Genomic DNA, 17,519 nt, shown 5'->3' with positions numbered 1-17,519 from the left:
TCCTATTCCGCCGGATGCGGGGTCACCGGCGTTCCGACCGCCCGGCGCTTGCGGCCGCTACGGAGAAAATATCTGAGCACTCGGAAATAGAGGCTATAGGGCAGGAACCTCATCAGCTTTGCCCGATAGACCATGCGCTTCGGGAAGCTGATGTCGAAGGTTGACGATTTCAATCCTGCGGCGATCGCGTCGGCCGCCTGCTGCGCCGACACCATATCCGGCATCTTGAATGTGTTCTGCGCCGTCAACGGCGTGTCGACATAGCCTGGCGTGACGAGCTGGACATGGATACCCATGCGGTCGAGTTCGAATTTCAGGCTCTCGGCCATATTGATGATGGCGGCTTTGCTGGCCCCGTAGGCAGCCGTACCTGGCAGGCCGCTATAGCCCGCCAAGGAGGATACGAATGCGATCTGGCCATAGCCTCTTGCCCGCATATGACGTACTGCTGGAACGAGACAATTGACGACACCATGAAGGTTGACGGCGAAGCTGCGTTCGAAGACTTCGTGGTTGAGATCCTCTCCCCGCGCCGGCAGATAGATGCCGGCGTTCAGAACCACCAGGGCAACCGGGCCATGCTGATATTCGATAGCGGCAACGGTGTGCTCCATATCCTCGGAATTGGTGACATCTCCGTCGAGAACAACGATGCTGCCTGCAAGCGCGCTCGCCTCAGCCTGCAACGCCAGGAGCATCTCATGGCTGCGCGCTGTAACCGCAACCTTATAGCCTTCTTCTGCCAGCTTCAGCGCAAGCGCGCGGCCGATACCGGAACTGGCGCCGGTGATCCAGACGACTCCGTGTTCAGGGCGTGCGATGAACGGGCTCATGGCTCTTCTCCTTGGCTGGCGGCCGCCTATATCAAACGCTTAAACAGCGGTCGTCCGTGGCATTTTAGAACTAGCGCATCATTGTGGCCGCTTTCGGCCAGTTTGGCGGCTTGGCGAGGAAAACAATGTCACCAAACGGAGACATACCAATCGAGGAAAAGGCAGATGATCGCCGCCAAGTCGAATTTTGCGGCGTGAACAAATAGCGAGGAACAGAATTTCTTGCCTATGCAGCCTTGTGAAGGGAAAAGACCGTTCTTACAGTAGTTGCGAACAGAAGGCAGATTCCAATGACCGTCCATCCGTCCGTCCTCGAAGCAATTGGCAATACGCCGTTGATCAAGCTCAAGGGCGCCTCCGAGGCGACGGGCTCGACCATTCTCGGCAAGGCCGAGTTTTTGAATCCGGGCCAATCGGTCAAGGACCGCGCAGCGCTCTACATCATCCGCGATGCCGAGAAGAAGGGCCTACTGAGGCCCGGCGGCGTCATCGTCGAAGGTACTGCCGGCAATACCGGCATCGGCCTGACGCTGGTTGCCAAAGCGCTCGGCTACCGCACAGTCATCGTCATTCCGGAAACCCAGAGCCAGGAAAAGAAGGACGCACTGAAGCTCCTCGGCGCCGAACTGGTCGAGGTTCCGGCCGTCCCCTACAAGAACCCGAACAACTACGTGAAGGTTTCGGGCCGGCTTGCCGAACAGCTGGCAAAGACCGAGCCGAACGGCGCGATCTGGGCGAACCAGTTCGACAACGTCGCCAATCGTCAGGCCCATGTCGAGACGACGGCCAAGGAAATCTGGGCCGATACGAATGGCAAGGTCGACGGCTTCATCTGCTCGGTCGGCTCTGGCGGCACGCTGGCAGGCGTCGCGATGGGCCTGCACGCCTTCAACAAAGATATCAAAATCGGCATTGCCGATCCGGAAGGCGCCGCACTCTACGAGTTCTATAAGAACGGCGAGCTGAAATCCTCCGGCTCCTCGATCACCGAAGGCATCGGCCAGGGCCGCATCACGGCGAACCTGCAGGGCTTTACGCCCGATTACGCCTATCAGATCACCGATGCGGAAGCGCTTCCCTACGTCTTCGATCTGGTCGAGCATGAGGGCCTGTGCCTGGGCGGCTCGACGGCCATCAATATCGCCGGCGCGGTTCGCCTCGCCAGGGATCTCGGTCCCGGACATACCATCGTGACCATCCTGTGCGATTACGGCAATCGCTATCAGTCCAAGCTATTCAATCGCGACTTCCTGAAGTCCAAGGGCTTGCCGTTGCCGGCCTATTTGGAAAAGCGGGCGGATATCGCCGTCCCATACGAAACAACAGCGTGATCATATGACCGTCAATGCCCTCTATCGTGACGATTTCTATCTGTCGACCGCTGAAGCAATGGTAACCGCGATCCACGAAGACGGGGGCATTGAGCTTGATCAGACCTGTTTCTACGCCACCTCGGGCGGTCAGCCGGGCGACACCGGTTTTCTGGAGCGCGGTGACGGCTCCAGGATCATGCTCGGCCAGACGAAGCATGGTCCGATCAAGGATATCATCATCCATGTGCCGCTCGAGGGCGAACCATTGCCCATCGTCGGCGAAAAGCTGGTGCTGCACGTCGATTGGCCGCGCCGCTACAAGCTGATGCGCATGCACACCGCCTGCCACCTGCTCTCGGTGGTTTGCTCCTATCCGATCACTGGCGCTGCTGTCGGCGAAGAGGAAAGCCGCGTCGATTTCGACATGAGCGAGACGATCGACAAAGACGAGGTGACGGCGCGAATGATGGCGCTGGTCAACGAGAACCATCCGGTTTTCGTCCAGTGGATCACCGACGAGGAACTGATTGCCAATCCGGGCATTGTCAAATCCAAGAATGTGCGCCCACCGATGGGCCTCGGTCGCGTGAGCCTCGTCTGCATCGGCGAGGATTCGGCCGTCGACAGCCAGCCCTGCGGCGGCACGCATGTGTCGGAGACGCAGGAGGTCGGCGCGATCTACATCGCCAAGATCGAGAAGAAGGGCAAGGAAAACCGCCGCTTCCGCATTCGCTTCGGCACGCCGGCCGACGAGAATTGACCGGGCTGGCGCTCGTCTCCATATCTCGACATCAAGACCAATAAACTACAGCAGGGAGAGATCATCATGGCAGCGGACAAGAGCCGTTTCGTCGTATCCGCCGAGTGGCTGCAAAGCGAGCTGGGCGCCAAGGATCTGCGCATTCTCGATGCGTCCTTCTATCTGCCGGCGCAGAAGCGCAATGCCGACGCCGAATATGCCGGTGGCCATATTCCAGGCGCCATCCGCTTCGATCAGGACAAGATAGCCGATCACTCGACCAATCTGGCGCATATGGTTCCCTCGCCCGAATTCTTTGCGGCGGAGGTCGGCAAGCTCGGCATCAGCGAAACGGATCGCATCGTCGTCTATGACGGCCCGGGCGTGTTTGCCTCGCCGCGCGTCTGGTGGCTGTTCCACATCGTCATGGGCGCACCGAACGTCTACGTGCTCGATGGTGGCCTGGATGGCTGGAAGGCCGAAGGACGGCCGCTGGAAACGGCGCTACCGGCCTTCGAGCCCGCAACATTCAAGCCGAAGTTCAACGGCGACCGCGTCGTCGCTCTCGACGAGATGCGCAGCATTGTCGACAGCAGCTCCTCGCAGATCGCCGATGCCCGCAGCGCCGGCCGCTTTGCCGCAACCGAACCGGAGCCGCGCGAAGGCATGCGTTCCGGCCACATGCCGGGTGCAAGGAGCCTGCCATCGGGCGTCTTCGCCACGAACGGCAAATTCAAATCCCTGCCGGAACTGCGCGAGACGATCGAGAAAGCGGGTATCAATCTGGAAAAACCTGTCGTAACGACCTGCGGCTCGGGGATTACTGCCGCAATCATTACGCTGGCGCTCGAATCTCTCGGCCATGGCAGCAACAGGCTCTATGACGGCTCCTGGTCGGAATGGGGCAGCCGCACGGATACCCCCATCGTCACCGGTCAAGATTGAGCATCAAGATCGTGAAAACACCTTCGTCGATCAAGGTTCACATCACCCGTCTGGAGATGACCGCACCGCCCAAGACCAGCCTGGCGGTGCCTGTCAACATCCAGACGGCCATCATGCGTTCGCCCGGCATTCCCCTGCCGTTCTATCGTTATCTGTATCGTCAGGTCGGCGCGCGCTGGCACTGGGTGGATCGCCTTCGCCTCTCCGACGAGGAACTGGCTGCTGTGCTTCACGACCAGCGCAACGATATCAGCGTGCTCTACGTCAACGGCGCTCCTGCCGGCTTCTTCGAATATTTCCGCCAGGATGAGGAAACGATCGAGCTCAGCCATTTCGGCCTTATCGAGCATGCGCTCGGCCTCGGCATCGGCAAGTGGTTCCTGCTCCAGTCGCTCTATGCCATATGGTCGTTGAACCCGCAGCGCATCGTGACGACCACCAACGATCTCGATCACCCGCGAGCGCTTCAGCTCTATCAGATGTTCGGTTTCTCGCCGATTTCCACCGGCAAGGGCATCGTCCGCCCCTTGAGCGACAAAGAGCTGCTGGAACTCGCAAAGAACGGCTAAGGCATTTCCAACACCTGAACGCGGCGGCTTTCCGTCCGGCAGCAGGAATCGGGTGGTTTCCCATCTCGCTTCAGCGCATCACATGGCAGATCTCGAAAGGAGTTCTGCCATGCCTTCCATCGCTTTTGCAGCCATGCCGACATCCGACGCGGAAGTTCTCTGGAGTGGCGGCGCGGATGCCTATGGCCACCAGCCTGAAACCATGGTTTCAGACGGCCCAGGCCATCCCTGCCGGCACTGCCTGCGCAACATAAACGCCGGCGAGGAACTGTTCGTCTTCGCCTATCGTCCCTTTCCGGAACCGCAGCCCTATGCGGAGACCGGCCCGATCTTCCTGCACCAGACGCCCTGCAAGCGCTATGCAGCGGAAGAAGTCCTGCCGCCGGTACTGGCGAGCAGCCGGGATTTCATCGTGCGCGGCTACGGAAAGAACGATCGCATCGTCTACGGCACCGGCGCGGTGACGCCGACCGGAGATATTCCCGCCTATGCGGCAGCACTGCTGGGACGGCCCGACATTGCCTATGTCCACGTCCGCTCGGCACGCAACAATTGCTATCAGTGCCGGATCGACAAAGTCGAGACGCCGGCACTTGCGGATGCCGGCGCCTTTATCTGATTGGTATCAGGCTACGTTGAGGATGCTTTCGGGCGCGACGGCCTCGTAGCCCAACGCTTCGGCTACCGGCTTGTTGGTGACGCGGCCCTTATGAACATTCAGGCCGTTGCGGAGGTGCTTGTCTTCCGCAATGGCCCGGAGGCCACGATCCGCCAGGGCGAGGCCGTAGTAGATGGTGGCGTTGTTCAACGCATGTGCCGAGGTGACGGGTACCGCGCCGGGCATGTTGGCAACACAATAGTGCACGACGCCATCGACCACATAGGTCGGCTCGGAATGAGTGGTCGCGTGCGAGGTTTCGAAACAGCCGCCCTGGTCGATGGCGACGTCGACGATGACAGAGCCTTTCTTCATGCCTGACAGCATTTCGCGCGTGACCAGCTTCGGCGCGGCGGCGCCAGGGATCAGCACTGCGCCGATGACGAGATCGGCGGAGAATACTTCTTCTTCCAGTGCCTGAATGCTGGAATAACGCGTATGAACGCGGCCATTGAAGATATCGTCGAGCTGGCGTAGGCGCGGCAGCGAGCGATCAAGGATGCTGACGTCTGCGCCGAGGCCTGCCGCCATTTTGGCGGCATGCAGGCCGACGACGCCGCCGCCGATGATCGTCACCTTGGCCGGAAGCACGCCCGGCACGCCGCCGAGCAGGATGCCGAGGCCGCCATTGGCCTTCTGCAAAGCCGTGGCACCCGCCTGGATGGACAGGCGGCCGGCAACTTCGGACATCGGCGCCAGAAGCGGTAGGCCACCGCGCTCGTCAGTCACCGTTTCGTAGGCGACGGCGGTCACGCCCGAGGCCAGCAGGCCCTTGGTCTGCTCCGGATCGGGCGCAAGGTGCAGGTAGGTATAGAGAAGCTGGCCTTCACGAAGCTGCGCCCACTCCGAGGGCTGCGGCTCCTTGACCTTCACGATCATGTCGCACTTCTCGAAAATATCCTTGGCGCTCGCGGCGATCTTTGCGCCGGCGGCAACATAGGCGTGATCGTCGGCTCCGATACCGGCACCGGCTTTCGTTTCCACCCAGACCTCGTGGCCGTGGGCGACATATTCGCGAACCGACGCCGGCGTCAGGCCGACTCTATATTCGTGGTTCTTGATTTCCTTGGGGCAACCAACGCGCATTTCACTCCTCCTCGAATGCTTGTGCGTCTTATTTTCTCCGATGGAAATCAGACCACCACAGCCCCGCAATGTCCTTGCAAAGACAATTTGCGCTGCAGTCATTTTTCGTGATTTATTGCGCGAACAGGAGTTTTTTCGAAAGTTCTTCGAATGTCCGACCTCGACGCCATAGATCATTCGATTCTGCGGATGCTGCAGCAGAATGCGAGGATCACCAATGCGGAACTGGCCGAAAAAGTCGGCCTGTCCCCCTCAGCCTGCTCGCGAAGGCTCGATATCCTCGAAAAGAGCGGCGTAATTGCCGGCTACCACGCGCATCTCTCGCAGAAGGCGCTGGACTACAAGATGATTGCCATCGTGCATATCTCGCTGTCCGGCCAGTTTGCCAAGACGCTCTCGGAATTCGAGACGGCGGTGAAACGCTGTCCGAACGTGCTTGCCTGCTACCTCATGTCCGGCGAGTACGACTATATCCTGCGCGTCGCTGCGCGGGACCTTGAGGACTACGAGCGCATCCATCGCGACTGGCTCTCCGCCCTGCCCCATGTCGTGAAGATCAATTCGAGCTTCGCATTGCGCGAAGTCATCGAGCGGCCGAATGTCGGCCTCTGACCTTCGTTAGCGAATATCCAGCAGCAATGCGCGGTGATCGGAAACTTCGGGCTCGGCAACCGGATCGAAGTCGATGACCTCGATATCCGGCGTCACCAGCATGTAATCAGCAAAACGTGGCTGCTTGCGATAGTGAGAGGTGCGCGTGTCGTCATGTCCTCGCAAGGTGACAAGATCGATCAATCCCAGCCTGCCCAGTATTTCGAAGGTTTCACTGCCCGGTAGCAGATTGAAATCGCCGCAAACGACAAGTCGGTCACCTTCCTGTCTTACCTGCCCGATCAAATCCACCAAGGCATTGGCCTGATGGCGGCGTGCTGGTGTGTCACCCTTGCCCTCAAGATCGCGCAGGCCATGCATATGGGCAATCGTGATGGGAGAACCGCGTCGATAGTCGAACAGGCGGATACAATGAGCGTTGCGCGAGCGCGGGTGCGGCCCATAGCCATCGCTCGAAAAATCCCCATGGACGAAGCGCGCCGCCTGAGCAATGACCGGGTGCGTCCTGCGCACAAAGGTCGCTAACCCGAACTCGGAGAAGAGCCGCCGGTCGCCGTCGAAGAGATCGCCCCTAGCAACCGGATGGAAGAAGGCATCATAAGCCGGCAAAGCAGCTTTCAACTCCTCGAAGAGGTTGGCGCGCTGCGGAAGTTCGACGCCATGATCGCGATAGACCAGCCATCCTGCGTCCGCATCCTGTGTGCGAACCACTTCCTGCAGGCACAGAACGTCCGCATTGACGTCCACAAGATAGCGCATCAGCGGCTCATGCAGCCGGCCTCCCCAAGCATTCAACGATACGATACGCATGTTCCGCACCTCTTTAATAGTCCTATCGCCGGTCGCGGCTCGGGCACCCAAGTTCGGTCCGATTCGGGACGGCTCGCTACAATCTTAGCGATCACCCTAAGCATCTCTCAATGCACACCTGCTATCCAAGATGTGAAAAGATGCAAGGGCTGGGATAACATCATGCAGTTCTCTTCGAAATCTCTCGTGCAAGGCAATCTCAAAATCAAGACACGAGGTTCGCCGCGCCACCATGCCCGGTTGACGGGCCAGGTTCGCTACTTCACCAAGCTTGTCGCCGGTCGTGTGGTCGATATTTCCACAAACGGGATCGCTCTCGATCTGCAATCGCCGCTCTATGCCGCAGCCGGCAGCAAGGTTCGTGTCGAGTGCGATGATATCGGTTTGCTGGATGGCTTCGTGCGCTGGACCCACAATGGCCGCATCGGCATCGAATTCGACCGCTCGTCCAATGCATCGGCAAAGGTCGCTTCCTATTTTCGCTTTTTCCACAAGGACATAAAGCCGGTTCTGAAACGCTGATCAAAAGTTCACGTTTGCGGACTCACAACCACAATAAGCCTGTCACATTCCTGGTGCACACCTTCGCAAATCGTCCTAATCTCCGCTCGCCCGAGAGATGATCGACGGACAATAGCCCTATCGTTGAAGGAGTGTTCCATGTCTTCCATTCTGGATCTGCCCAGCATGTCGCGCCGTTCCCTGCTGCAAGGCCTCAGCGCCACGGCGGCGCTGATCGTGCTGCATCCTTTCGCCGCGCGCGCAGCCGGCAACCAGGCGCATCTGCGCCTCATGGAAACGACCGACATCCACGTCAACGTCTTCCCTTATGACTATTATGCCGACAAGCCGAACGACACGATGGGCCTGACGCGTACTGCGACGATCATCGACAATATCCGCGCCGAAGCCACCAACTCGCTCCTCATCGACAATGGCGACGTGCTGCAGGGCAACCCGATGGGCGACTACATGGCCTATCAGCACGGCATGAAGGACGGCGACGTTCACCCGGTCATCAAGGCGATGAACACGCTCGGCTATTCTGTGGGAACGCTCGGCAACCACGAATTCAATTATGGCCTTGACTTCATGTTCAAGGTGCTGGCCGGTGCGAACTTCCCCTTCGTCTGCGCCAACCTGACCAAGGGCCAGCTCGCCTCCGACCCGACGAAGGACGATCTGTTCTTCAAGCCGTATCTGATCCTCGAAAAGAAGATCAAGGATGGCTCCGGCAATGAAAGCCCGATCAAGATCGGCTTCATCGGCTTCGTGCCGCCGCAGATCATGCTCTGGGACATCAAGAACCTCGAAGGCAAGGCGCAGACCCGCGATATCGTTCAGGCTGCCAAGGCCTGGGTGCCGGTCATGAAGGCCGAAGGCGCCGACATCATCATCGCACTCTCGCATTCCGGCATCGACGGCAGCGGCCCGAGCGAGAAGATGGAAAACGCCTCGCTCTATGTTGCGGCGGTCGATGGCATCGATGCCGTCTTCACCGGCCACCAGCATCTCGTCTTCCCCGGCCCGAAGACCTGGGACGGCGTCAAGGATGCCGATCCGGTCAAGGGCACGCTGCACGGCAAACCTGCCGTCATGGCCGGCTTCTGGGGCTCGCATCTCGGCCTCATCGACCTCTTGCTGGAAAAGGACGGCAAGGGCTGGAAGATTGTCGACTTCACCTCCGAAGCGCGGCCGATCTACCATCGCGACGACAAGAAGAAGGTCATCGCCGATGTCGCCGACAAGAAGGAAGTCGTCGAAGCCGCCAAGGCCGAACACGAGGCAACGCTGACCTACGTCCGCACGCCTGTCGGCAAGACCTCGGCGCCGCTCTATTCCTACTTCGCGCTGGTCGCTGACGATCCGTCGGTGCAGATCGTCAGCCAGGCGCAGGTCTGGTACATCAAGCAGATGCTGAAGGAGACGCAGTATAAGGACCTGCCGGTTCTTTCGGCTGCAGCCCCCTTCAAATGCGGCGGCCGCAACGGCGCCGACTACTATACGGACGTTCCGGCTGGCGATATCGCGATCAAGAACGTCGCCGACCTCTATCTCTATCCGAACACAGTGCAGGCTGTCGTCATCAACGGCGCGCAGGTCAAGAACTGGCTGGAAATGTCGGCCGCGATGTTCAATCAGGTCAAGCCCGGCGCCAAGGATGCTGACATCATCAACAACAGCTTCCCGTCCTACAATTTCGACGTCATCGACGGCGTGACGTACCAGATCGACGTCTCGCAGCCGCGCCGCTTCAGCGATGACGGCAAGGTCGCGAATGCCGATTCGAACCGCATCCAGAACCTGCAGTTCAACGGCAAGCCGATCGACCCTGCGCAGAAGTTCGTCGTCGTCACCAATAACTACCGCGCCGGCGGCGGCGGCAACTTCCCGGAAATCGGCGCCGACAAGGTGATCTACCAGGCGCCCGATACCAACCGTGACGTCATCGTGCGCTATGTTCACGAACAGGGCACGATCAACCCGACCGCTGACGGCAACTGGACCTTCAAGCCGCTGCCGGGCACGACTGTCGTCTTCCAGAGCTCACCGAAGGCCAAGGATTTCCTCGGTCAGATCAAGAGCGTGAAGATCGAAGACGCCGGCGAAGGTGCGGACGGCTTCCGCAACTACCGGCTGGTGCTCTAAGCCCGCAACGAAAGGCCCTCTCCTTAAGAGCGGTTCAGTTTTTCACGGAAATTCTGGACCGCTCTCTCATCTTATTTTTACGCAATTCCGAACGGAAAACCGCTATGCACTTTTCCTGGAATTGCTTGAGCGAGGAGAGGACTTTCACTCAGCGGCCAAGCGCTTTTCTTCAGGATTAAACATCTCGACCGCCGCCTTGAAATCCGCCTGGTTCGGGCAGTGCGACAGACGGGAGCGAAAAGCTTCAATCATCCACGCTGCAGCCGGTCCGGGCGGATTATCGAGCTTGCGGATGGCATAGATCGGATATTCGCTTTGATCGTAGGCATCGAGAGGCAGCGGCACGAGCCGGCCTTTCTGCAAATCTTCCATGATGAAGGATGCCGGCAAGCCGCCCCAGCCCAGACCACCTCTGACCAGCTGATGCTTGGTGGCGATATCGCTGACGCGCCAGGTCTTGTAGGACAGGACATTGAAATCCTTGCCGTTGGTGAGGCTTGAAGCATCGGTGACGACAAGCTGAACCTCTTCGCGCACATCCGCCAGCGTCAGCGGCCTTCCGAGCTGCGCCAGCGGATGCGTGGGTGCAGCGACCGGCATCATGAAGGAGTGGCCGATACGCTCGATGACCAGCGCATCATCCTGTTTGACGACAGCGCCGCCGATACCGATGGTCGACTTGCCACTATTGACCAGCTCCATCATCGTGCCGAGCTCGCCCGTATCGAGCCGCAGCGACACATAAGGAAAGCGATCGCGGAATTCGCGCAGCACCTCGACGGTGGCGTGCACAGGGACCATGACGCTGATGGCGACAGCCACCTCCGCCTCAAGCCCGGTTTTCAGACCCTTCACCCTGGCGCGCATCACCTGAAGATCGGCGAGGATCCGGCGCGCATCCTCCAGCATCACCCTGCCCTCATCCGTCAACTTCGGCTGACGCGAGCCGGAACGCTCGAACAGCGGCATTTCCAGCTGGGCCTCCAGATTGGCGATCGTGTAGCTGATGACCGATTGCGCACGATTGAGAACGCGCGAAGCCGCGGAAAAGCTGCCGGACTCTGCAACGGTCAGGAACACCTGCAGCTGGTCAAGGGTGGGATTGGGAAGCATCGGCCATCCATTCTATCGATAATTACAATCCATATTATCACAGTTTTTCTCGATAGCACTGAGGACTTATCTATTAACCCGAACGAGATCGGACTCTCCCAGCCGATTTTCGCAACCCATTGAAAAGGAAAACGGATATGTCCTCCATTCTGCTTCTGACTTCCAGCCCGCGCCCGGATTCGCTCTCCACCAAGATCGCCGTCGAGCTTGCGGAGAAGATCAAGGCCAATAATCCGGGCAAGACGCTCGTCAAGCGTGACCTCGCAGCCGACAACCTGCCGCACATCGACGGCCCTTTCACGGCCGCTATCCGCACGCCGGCCGACGCCCGCACTCCCGAACAGCAAGAACTCGTCAAGGTTTCCGACGCGCTGGTTGACGAGCTGCTCGCAGCCGACACGGTCGTCATCGGCACCGGCCTCATCAACTTCAACATCTATTCGTCGCTGAAGACCTGGATCGACAACGTCGCTCGCGCCGGCCGTACCTTCACCTACACCGAAACCGGCCCGAAGGGTCTGGCAACCGGCAAGAAGGCCTATATCGTGCTCGCCTCCGGCGGCGTCTACTCCGAAGGCCCGGCTGCTCCGCTGAACCACGCTGTTCCCTACCTGAAGTCGGTTCTGGCCTTCATCGGCATCACCGATGTCGAGACCGTCTATGTGGAAGGCGTCGCCTTTGGTCCGGAAGCTGCCGAAAAGGCTATCGGCGCCGCTCAGGCCCGCGCTTCCGAGCTGGCCCTCGCCGCTTAATCGACAGCATTATTCCGACAATAACAGGCGGCCGGCTCCAACCGGCCGCTTTGCTATTTTGCCTGTGGCAGTACTTTCACGAACTGCTTCACCGTCTCCAGAATTTCGTTCGAAAGCGCCTCGTCGTTCGCCACGCGCGCAAGGCCGAGCGCGCCGGTCATAAGACAGGAGGCGATAATCGCCTTGCGTCTGGCTTCTGCGGTCTCAGGCTCCGGCATACGTGCCGTCATGGTCTCGAAATTCATTCGCAAGCCTTCGGTCGCGACTGCGCGAACCGCATCGCTGCTGCGCGCCATATCCGCCGTCAGCGCTGCATAGGCACAGCCCTCGCCGCAATGATCCCGGTGACGTTCGCTAAGGTAGCCGTCGACATAGTCGTTCAGCGATATGCTTTCGGGAGCAATTCCCTGCTCCTCCTGCTGCCGCCGCCACGATCCGATTGCCGATTCCATGGCTTCCGCCACAAGTTCGTCGCGGGAGCCGAAATGCTTGTAGAAGCCGCCGACTGTCAGACCAGCCTCCTTCATCAGATCGGCGACGCCAATTCCTTCCAATCCTTCTTCACGCAGACGCTTGGCAGCGAGTGTGACGATGCGTTCGTGCGTCTTCTGCTTTTCCAGTTGCGAGCGGCCCATCGAAAATCCCTTCGTGCCCGGCTTGACAAAATGGATTACGACCGTAATCCTTGTGGATAACGATCATAATCCAGATCGCAACGAAAGCCAACAGGAGCTACGAACATGCGTCTCAAGAACAAGGTTGCTGTCATCACCGGCGGAAACAGCGGTATCGGGCTTGCCACAGCCCGCCTCTTCCTCGCCGAAGGCGCCAAGGTCGCCATAACAGGCCGCAACGCGAAAACACTGGCTGCGGCTACTGAAGAACTCGGTAGCGGCATTCTGGCATTGCAGGCCGACACGACCGACATCCCGGCCATGGAGAAGGCATTTGCCGAGGCCGCCGAAAAGCTTGGAAAATTCGATATCGTCTTCGCCAACGCCGGAATTGCCGGAGAAACCCCACTCGGCAAGACCACGCTTGAGCAGTTCGAAACCATCGTGCGCATCAATTTCACCGGCGTCTTCTTCACCGTGCAAACGGCTTTGCCGCACCTGAACGACGGCGGCTCGGTAATCCTCAATGGCTCGGTCCATGCCGTGCTGGGCATTCCCGGCGCTTCGGCCTATGCCGGCACCAAGGGTGCCGTTCGCGCCATGACGCGCAATCTCGCGTCCGAACTTGCACCGCGCGGCATCCGCGTCAACCAGGTCACGCCTGGCGCCACCAAGACGCCGATCTGGGATCCACGCGCCGCCACGCCGGAAGCTTTGGACGCGTTGCAGGCCCGCTTTGGCAATATGAGCCCGCTTGGCCGCATGAGTGAAGCCGACGAAATCGCCAAGGCGGCGCTCTATTTCGCCTCGGATGATTCCGCCAACGTCACGGCCATCGAAATCACCGTCGACGGCGGCGCCATCAACGCTCCATCCGGCGCCAAGATGTTTCGTGTGGCTTAAGCCTGAGCGAAAATCCAATCAGCAAGCGATTTGAATGAGTATCATGGGCCGCCATAGCCATTGCGGGAGGCGGCCCGGCGATCATACGGGTATGACAGAAACCCGATGCCGATCAGACCTGGCGAACCTTTTCGCCGTCGCCGAAGAGACCGGTGCCGTTCTGGTCGATGATCTGCTGTGCCTTGCGGAAGGTCGATTCCACGGCATCGTCCGACGAGGTGAAGACATCGGCACGGATGAAAGTACGCACCAGAATCTCGCCGTTCACGTCCCTCTCGATCCGGCCCATGAGGCGGAACTGGTTACCCTCGCGCTGCGGGGTCGCATGGATCGTGCAGCCGGCATGAACCTGCGGCTCTGCGCTGACCGTAGAGCCGCCAGATTTCTCAGCGCCCGGCTGTGCCGGACCACCGGTGAAGATCGAGATGATATTTGAAAAGAACGAAGCCATGGATCGCCTTTAGCATGAAGGTTGTAGGCTCGCAAAGTCAAATGATCAGGTTTGCCAGGATCTCGTTTTCAGTGATGTCCTCGTAGCCCATGCCGGAGCTTTCGAAATTGGCGATAAGCTGTTTGAAATTATCCGGATTCTTCGTCTCGATGCCAATCAGGATGGAGCCGAAATTGCGGGCGCTCTTCTTCAGATATTCGAAGCGTGAGATGTCATCCTCAGGGCCGAGCATGTTCAAGAAATCACGAAGCGCGCCGGGGCGTTGCGCCAGACGCAGAATGAAATATTTCTTCAGCCCGGCATAGCGCATGGCGCGTTCCTTGACGTCAGGCAGGCGCTCGAAATCGAAATTGCCGCCGGAAACGACGGCAATGACGGTCTTGCCGCGAATGCTGTCTCGATCGAGCTTTTCGAGCGCCGTGATCGCCAGCGCCCCGGCCGGCTCCAGCACTACGCCTTCGACGTTCAGCATATCGGTGATCGTGACGCAGATGGCGTTTTCCTCGATGAGGTGGACCTGCCCCGCCGAAAATTCCTTAAGCGCGGCGAAGTTCAGATCGCCGATCCGGCCGACGGCAGCGCCATCGACGAAATTATCCACCTTGGTCAGCACAACGACATGCCCTGCCTCGATGCTACGGCGCAGGCTCGGAGCACCGGCCGGCTCGGCGAAGGTGAAGGCGTCGCGGGCAACGGTGTCGGCAAAATAGCCGGTGATCCCTGCTGCGAGACCGCCGCCGCCGACGGGCAGCAGGATGCGATCGGCAACGACGCCATCAGGCAATTGTTCGGCGATTTCGGCAGCAACGGTCGCCTGCCCTTCGATGATGTCGGCATGATCGAAGGGCGGCACCATCACGCCATCGATGCTCTCAACATGCTCGCGGGCTGCCTGATAGCATTGATCGAAAAAATCGCCGAAGAGCTTTATCGTGATGAACTCGCCGCCGAAGATGCGGGTTTTGTCGATCTTCTGCTGCGGCGTGGTAACCGGCATGTAGACCACGCCTGGCACGCCGAAATGGCGGCAGACGAAAGCAAAGCCCTGGGCGTGATTACCGGCGGATGCGCAGACGAAGGTCTTTCCCGTGCCGCCCTTTGCAATCACCTTGCGGAAGAAGTTGAAGGCGCCACGGATCTTGTAGGAACGCACCGGCGTCAGATCTTCACGCTTCAGCCAAATATCGGCACCATAGCGGGCGGAAAGGTGCTCGTTCAGCTGTAGCGGCGTTGCGGGAAAAAGGCCACGCATGGCCTCGGTTGCTTCGAGAACAGTCTGTTTGTCCACGGCTTATCCGTCCTTCTTCAATAAGCACCCGCTATGACACAGGAAACATGAGCAAAGAAAGCCTGTTTGTGGTTCTTTCGGACCTGTCGCAGCGATATTGCCGCCGCTTACCGGCAATTAACTATTTATGTCTCTGACAGCGGAATTCCCAAAATCTGCGAGTTGACAGCAAAGCTTCCCCTGCGTCCAATATGACACAGCCATCATGATGATGGTCAGAGGCCCGCCCCAACACCGATCCGTCGGCGCAGGCGGGCTTCGCCTGAGCCTATCCGGCCTCTTCAGGAGCCGCTGTGGCCTCGCAGGACATAAATCCGTGCGCGGCAGGCACATAACTTGGCTTGCCTTGAAAAACATTTCCTTGACTGAATCGCTCAAGTGCTTGAAGGGAAAAAGCACGCGGACGTGGCGAAACTGGTAGACGCAAGGGACTTAAAATCCCTCGACCTTTGGTTGTACGGGTTCGACCCCCGTCGTCCGCACCAAAATCAAGCTCCATCGAAATTGAAACGAAAAAGGCGCAGCTTTCGCCGCGCCTCTCTCATGAGTGCAGAATTCGAATTAAGCCGTGAGCTTGGCGGCGATCTTGGCGACGTGGGCGCCCTGGTATTTTGCTGCTTCGAGTTCGATTTCCGAAGGCTGGCGCGAGCCGTCGCCGTTGGTGATCGTCGAAGCGCCGTAGGGCGAGCCGCCCTTGACTTCTTCCGTGCCCATCTGGCCCTGGAAGGCATAGGGCAGGCCGACGACGACCATACCCTGATGCAAAAAGGTTGGGACGAAGCCAAGAATGGTCGATTCCTGACCGCCGTGCTGGGTCGCGGACGAGGTGAACACCGAGCCGACCTTGCCGACGAGCTTGCCGTTGAACCAGAGGCCACCGGTCTGATCCCAGAAATTGCGCATCTGCGAGGCAACCGTGCCGAAGCGGGTGCCGGCACCGACGATGATCGCATCGTATTCGGCCAGTTCATCCGGCTTTGCGATCGGCGCGTCCTGATCGAGCTTGAAGTAGGAAGCCTTCGCGACTTCTTCCGGTACGAGTTCCGGCACGCGCTTGACGGTGACTTCTGCACCCGTGGACTTTGCGCCTTCTGCGACGGCATAGGCCATCTTTTCGATGTGACCGTAAGCGGAATAGTAGAGAACCAGAACCTTAGCCATGAGAACGTCTCCTGTTTGCTAGACGCGTTAAGTGTTGCATTCGGTTTTATCAGCGATGCGACGGTGGAGCAGCCCCCGTGCTCAGAACGCACTGTTCATTCTGCGTAGACGAAAATTCATTTGCAACATCTTGCGATCGCCGACGACGACATGAAAACTCGCGTTTGCATTCGCTGTAAACAGCGCTACCTATTTGGAACCTTTTTCTGCGATCGCGCCCACGCGCATTTTCCTGGATATCTTCATGTCAAACGAAACCATTGTCACAGCCGCCATGCTGGCCATCGGCGACGAACTGCTCTCTGGCCGGACGAAAGACAAGAATATCGGCCATCTCGCCGATGTACTGCTGCTGGCTGGCATCGACCTGAAGGAAGTTCGCATCGTGGCCGATGAAGAAGATGCCATCGTATCGGCACTCAACGCTCTGCGCAGCCAATATGATTACGTCTTCACCTCGGGCGGCATCGGTCCGACTCATGACGATATTACCGCCGATGCTATCGCCAAGGCGTTCGGCGTGGCCTGCGAGCATGATGCCGAAGCCATGCGGATCATGGGCGAAATGTATGCCCGCCGCGAGATGGAGTTTACAGAAGCTCGTCAGCGCATGGCGCGCATGCCTCTGGGATCGAAGCATATCGCCAATCCGGTCTCGACGGCGCCCGGCTTCAACATCAGCAATGTCTATGTCATGGCCGGCGTGCCGCAGGTTTTCCAGGCGATGCTCGACAACGTCATCCCGACGCTCAGGACCGGCGCGCGCGTTTTGTCCACGGCCATTTCCTGCCCGTATGGCGAGGGCGAGATCGGCACGCCGCTCGGCCTCATCCAGAAGGCGCATCCGGACACCAGCATCGGCTCCTACCCGCGCTATGTCGGCCAGTTCTTCTCGACCGAGATCGTCGTGAGAGGCCGTTCCGCTGAGCTGGTTGAAAATGTCGCAGCCGAAGTACGCGCGATGATCGAAGCCATCCGACAGTCGAAAGCCAAGGAAAATCAGTCCGCTGAGGCATGATGTTC

19 protein-coding genes and 1 tRNA gene are annotated in these 17,519 nt (G+C 59.2%); 12 read left to right on the top strand and 8 right to left on the bottom strand.

Annotation, left to right across the window (positions count from 1 at the left end; genetic code table 11):
• Positions 1-2: 2 nt before the first annotated feature.
• A complete protein-coding gene (locus tag GGD46_RS04205) occupies positions 3-833 on the bottom strand; it encodes an SDR family oxidoreductase (RefSeq protein WP_184702047.1) in 831 nt (276 codons plus the stop codon).
• Positions 834-1,123: 290 nt separating this feature from the next.
• Between GGD46_RS04205 and GGD46_RS04200 the strand changes: the two genes are divergently transcribed.
• The 5 genes from GGD46_RS04200 (at position 1,124) to GGD46_RS04180 (ending at position 5,018) form a co-directional block, all read left to right on the top strand.
• Positions 1,124-2,164, top strand: coding sequence for a cysteine synthase A (locus tag GGD46_RS04200; RefSeq protein ID WP_184702045.1), 1,041 nt, complete (start codon positions 1,124-1,126; stop codon positions 2,162-2,164).
• A 4-nt stretch (positions 2,165-2,168) separates the two neighbouring features.
• Complete coding sequence (locus GGD46_RS04195; RefSeq protein ID WP_184702043.1) at positions 2,169-2,906, top strand: alanyl-tRNA editing protein; 738 nt, start codon at positions 2,169-2,171, stop codon at positions 2,904-2,906.
• A gap of 66 nt (positions 2,907-2,972) precedes the next feature.
• Positions 2,973-3,830, top strand: a complete 858-nt coding sequence (gene sseA, locus GGD46_RS04190) for a 3-mercaptopyruvate sulfurtransferase (protein ID WP_184702041.1) — start codon at positions 2,973-2,975, stop codon at positions 3,828-3,830.
• An 8-nt stretch (positions 3,831-3,838) separates the two neighbouring features.
• Positions 3,839-4,399, top strand: a complete 561-nt coding sequence (locus tag GGD46_RS04185) for a GNAT family N-acetyltransferase (protein WP_184702247.1) — start codon at positions 3,839-3,841, stop codon at positions 4,397-4,399.
• A gap of 109 nt (positions 4,400-4,508) precedes the next feature.
• Entirely contained in the window at positions 4,509-5,018 is a 510-nt protein-coding gene (locus GGD46_RS04180; RefSeq protein WP_184702038.1) for a DUF1203 domain-containing protein, read from the top strand.
• A gap of 6 nt (positions 5,019-5,024) precedes the next feature.
• Here GGD46_RS04180 and ald read toward each other — a convergent pair whose 3' ends face one another.
• Positions 5,025-6,143 (bottom strand): alanine dehydrogenase, encoded by a 1,119-nt coding sequence (ald, locus tag GGD46_RS04175; protein WP_184702036.1) that lies wholly within the window; start codon positions 6,141-6,143, stop codon positions 5,025-5,027.
• A 150-nt stretch (positions 6,144-6,293) separates the two neighbouring features.
• Here ald and GGD46_RS04170 point away from each other — a divergent pair, with 150 nt between their 5' ends.
• Positions 6,294-6,755: an Lrp/AsnC family transcriptional regulator gene (locus GGD46_RS04170; protein WP_184702034.1), complete on the top strand. Its 462-nt coding sequence runs from the start codon at positions 6,294-6,296 to the stop codon at positions 6,753-6,755.
• A gap of 6 nt (positions 6,756-6,761) precedes the next feature.
• Here the strand turns inward: GGD46_RS04170 and GGD46_RS04165 are convergent, their stop codons facing one another.
• Complete coding sequence (locus GGD46_RS04165; protein WP_184702031.1) at positions 6,762-7,565, bottom strand: endonuclease/exonuclease/phosphatase family protein; 804 nt, start codon at positions 7,563-7,565, stop codon at positions 6,762-6,764.
• Positions 7,566-7,727: 162 nt separating this feature from the next.
• Between GGD46_RS04165 and GGD46_RS04160 the strand changes: the two genes are divergently transcribed.
• Together GGD46_RS04160 and GGD46_RS04155 are read left to right on the top strand one after the other, a co-directional pair.
• A complete protein-coding gene (locus GGD46_RS04160) occupies positions 7,728-8,087 on the top strand; it encodes a PilZ domain-containing protein (protein ID WP_184702029.1) in 360 nt (119 codons plus the stop codon).
• A gap of 138 nt (positions 8,088-8,225) precedes the next feature.
• Positions 8,226-10,214: a bifunctional 2',3'-cyclic-nucleotide 2'-phosphodiesterase/3'-nucleotidase gene (locus tag GGD46_RS04155; protein ID WP_184702027.1), complete on the top strand. Its 1,989-nt coding sequence runs from the start codon at positions 8,226-8,228 to the stop codon at positions 10,212-10,214.
• Positions 10,215-10,358: 144 nt separating this feature from the next.
• Here the strand turns inward: GGD46_RS04155 and GGD46_RS04150 are convergent, their stop codons facing one another.
• Entirely contained in the window at positions 10,359-11,327 is a 969-nt protein-coding gene (locus GGD46_RS04150; protein WP_184702025.1) for a LysR family transcriptional regulator, read from the bottom strand.
• A 137-nt stretch (positions 11,328-11,464) separates the two neighbouring features.
• Here GGD46_RS04150 and GGD46_RS04145 point away from each other — a divergent pair, with 137 nt between their 5' ends.
• On the top strand, positions 11,465-12,079 hold the full coding sequence (locus GGD46_RS04145) for an FMN-dependent NADH-azoreductase (protein ID WP_184702023.1): 615 nt from the start codon (positions 11,465-11,467) through the stop codon (positions 12,077-12,079).
• A gap of 53 nt (positions 12,080-12,132) precedes the next feature.
• On the opposite strand, the gene GGD46_RS04140 is transcribed toward GGD46_RS04145, so the two are convergent.
• Entirely contained in the window at positions 12,133-12,714 is a 582-nt protein-coding gene (locus tag GGD46_RS04140) for a TetR/AcrR family transcriptional regulator (RefSeq protein WP_184702021.1), read from the bottom strand.
• A 105-nt stretch (positions 12,715-12,819) separates the two neighbouring features.
• Here GGD46_RS04140 and GGD46_RS04135 point away from each other — a divergent pair, with 105 nt between their 5' ends.
• Entirely contained in the window at positions 12,820-13,596 is a 777-nt protein-coding gene (locus GGD46_RS04135) for an SDR family oxidoreductase (RefSeq protein WP_184702019.1), read from the top strand.
• A 112-nt stretch (positions 13,597-13,708) separates the two neighbouring features.
• Here the strand turns inward: GGD46_RS04135 and GGD46_RS04130 are convergent, their stop codons facing one another.
• On the bottom strand, positions 13,709-14,047 hold the full coding sequence (locus GGD46_RS04130) for an HlyU family transcriptional regulator (protein WP_184702017.1): 339 nt from the start codon (positions 14,045-14,047) through the stop codon (positions 13,709-13,711).
• Between the two features lie 37 nt (positions 14,048-14,084).
• Positions 14,085-15,335, bottom strand: a complete 1,251-nt coding sequence (ilvA, locus tag GGD46_RS04125; protein WP_184702015.1) for a threonine ammonia-lyase — start codon at positions 15,333-15,335, stop codon at positions 14,085-14,087.
• Between the two features lie 399 nt (positions 15,336-15,734).
• Here ilvA and GGD46_RS04120 point away from each other — a divergent pair.
• Positions 15,735-15,820: transfer RNA gene (locus GGD46_RS04120), tRNA-Leu, on the top strand.
• A gap of 76 nt (positions 15,821-15,896) precedes the next feature.
• Here GGD46_RS04120 and wrbA read toward each other — a convergent pair.
• Positions 15,897-16,496, bottom strand: coding sequence for an NAD(P)H:quinone oxidoreductase type IV (gene wrbA / locus GGD46_RS04115; protein ID WP_184702013.1), 600 nt, complete (start codon positions 16,494-16,496; stop codon positions 15,897-15,899).
• 244 nt (positions 16,497-16,740) lie between these two features.
• Here wrbA and GGD46_RS04110 point away from each other — a divergent pair, with 244 nt between their 5' ends.
• Positions 16,741-17,514 carry a competence/damage-inducible protein A gene (locus GGD46_RS04110; RefSeq protein WP_184702011.1) on the top strand — a complete coding sequence of 258 codons (774 nt, stop codon included), beginning with the start codon at positions 16,741-16,743 and terminating at the stop codon, positions 17,512-17,514.
• The last annotated feature ends 5 nt before the right edge of the window (positions 17,515-17,519 follow it).

Origin of the sequence: Martinezella lusitana, assembly GCF_014207095.1 — a bacterium.
In the GTDB taxonomy this organism is placed as follows: domain Bacteria; phylum Pseudomonadota; class Alphaproteobacteria; order Rhizobiales; family Rhizobiaceae; genus Rhizobium; species Rhizobium lusitanum_B.
This window is presented reverse-complemented; position numbering and strand designations above follow the sequence as displayed.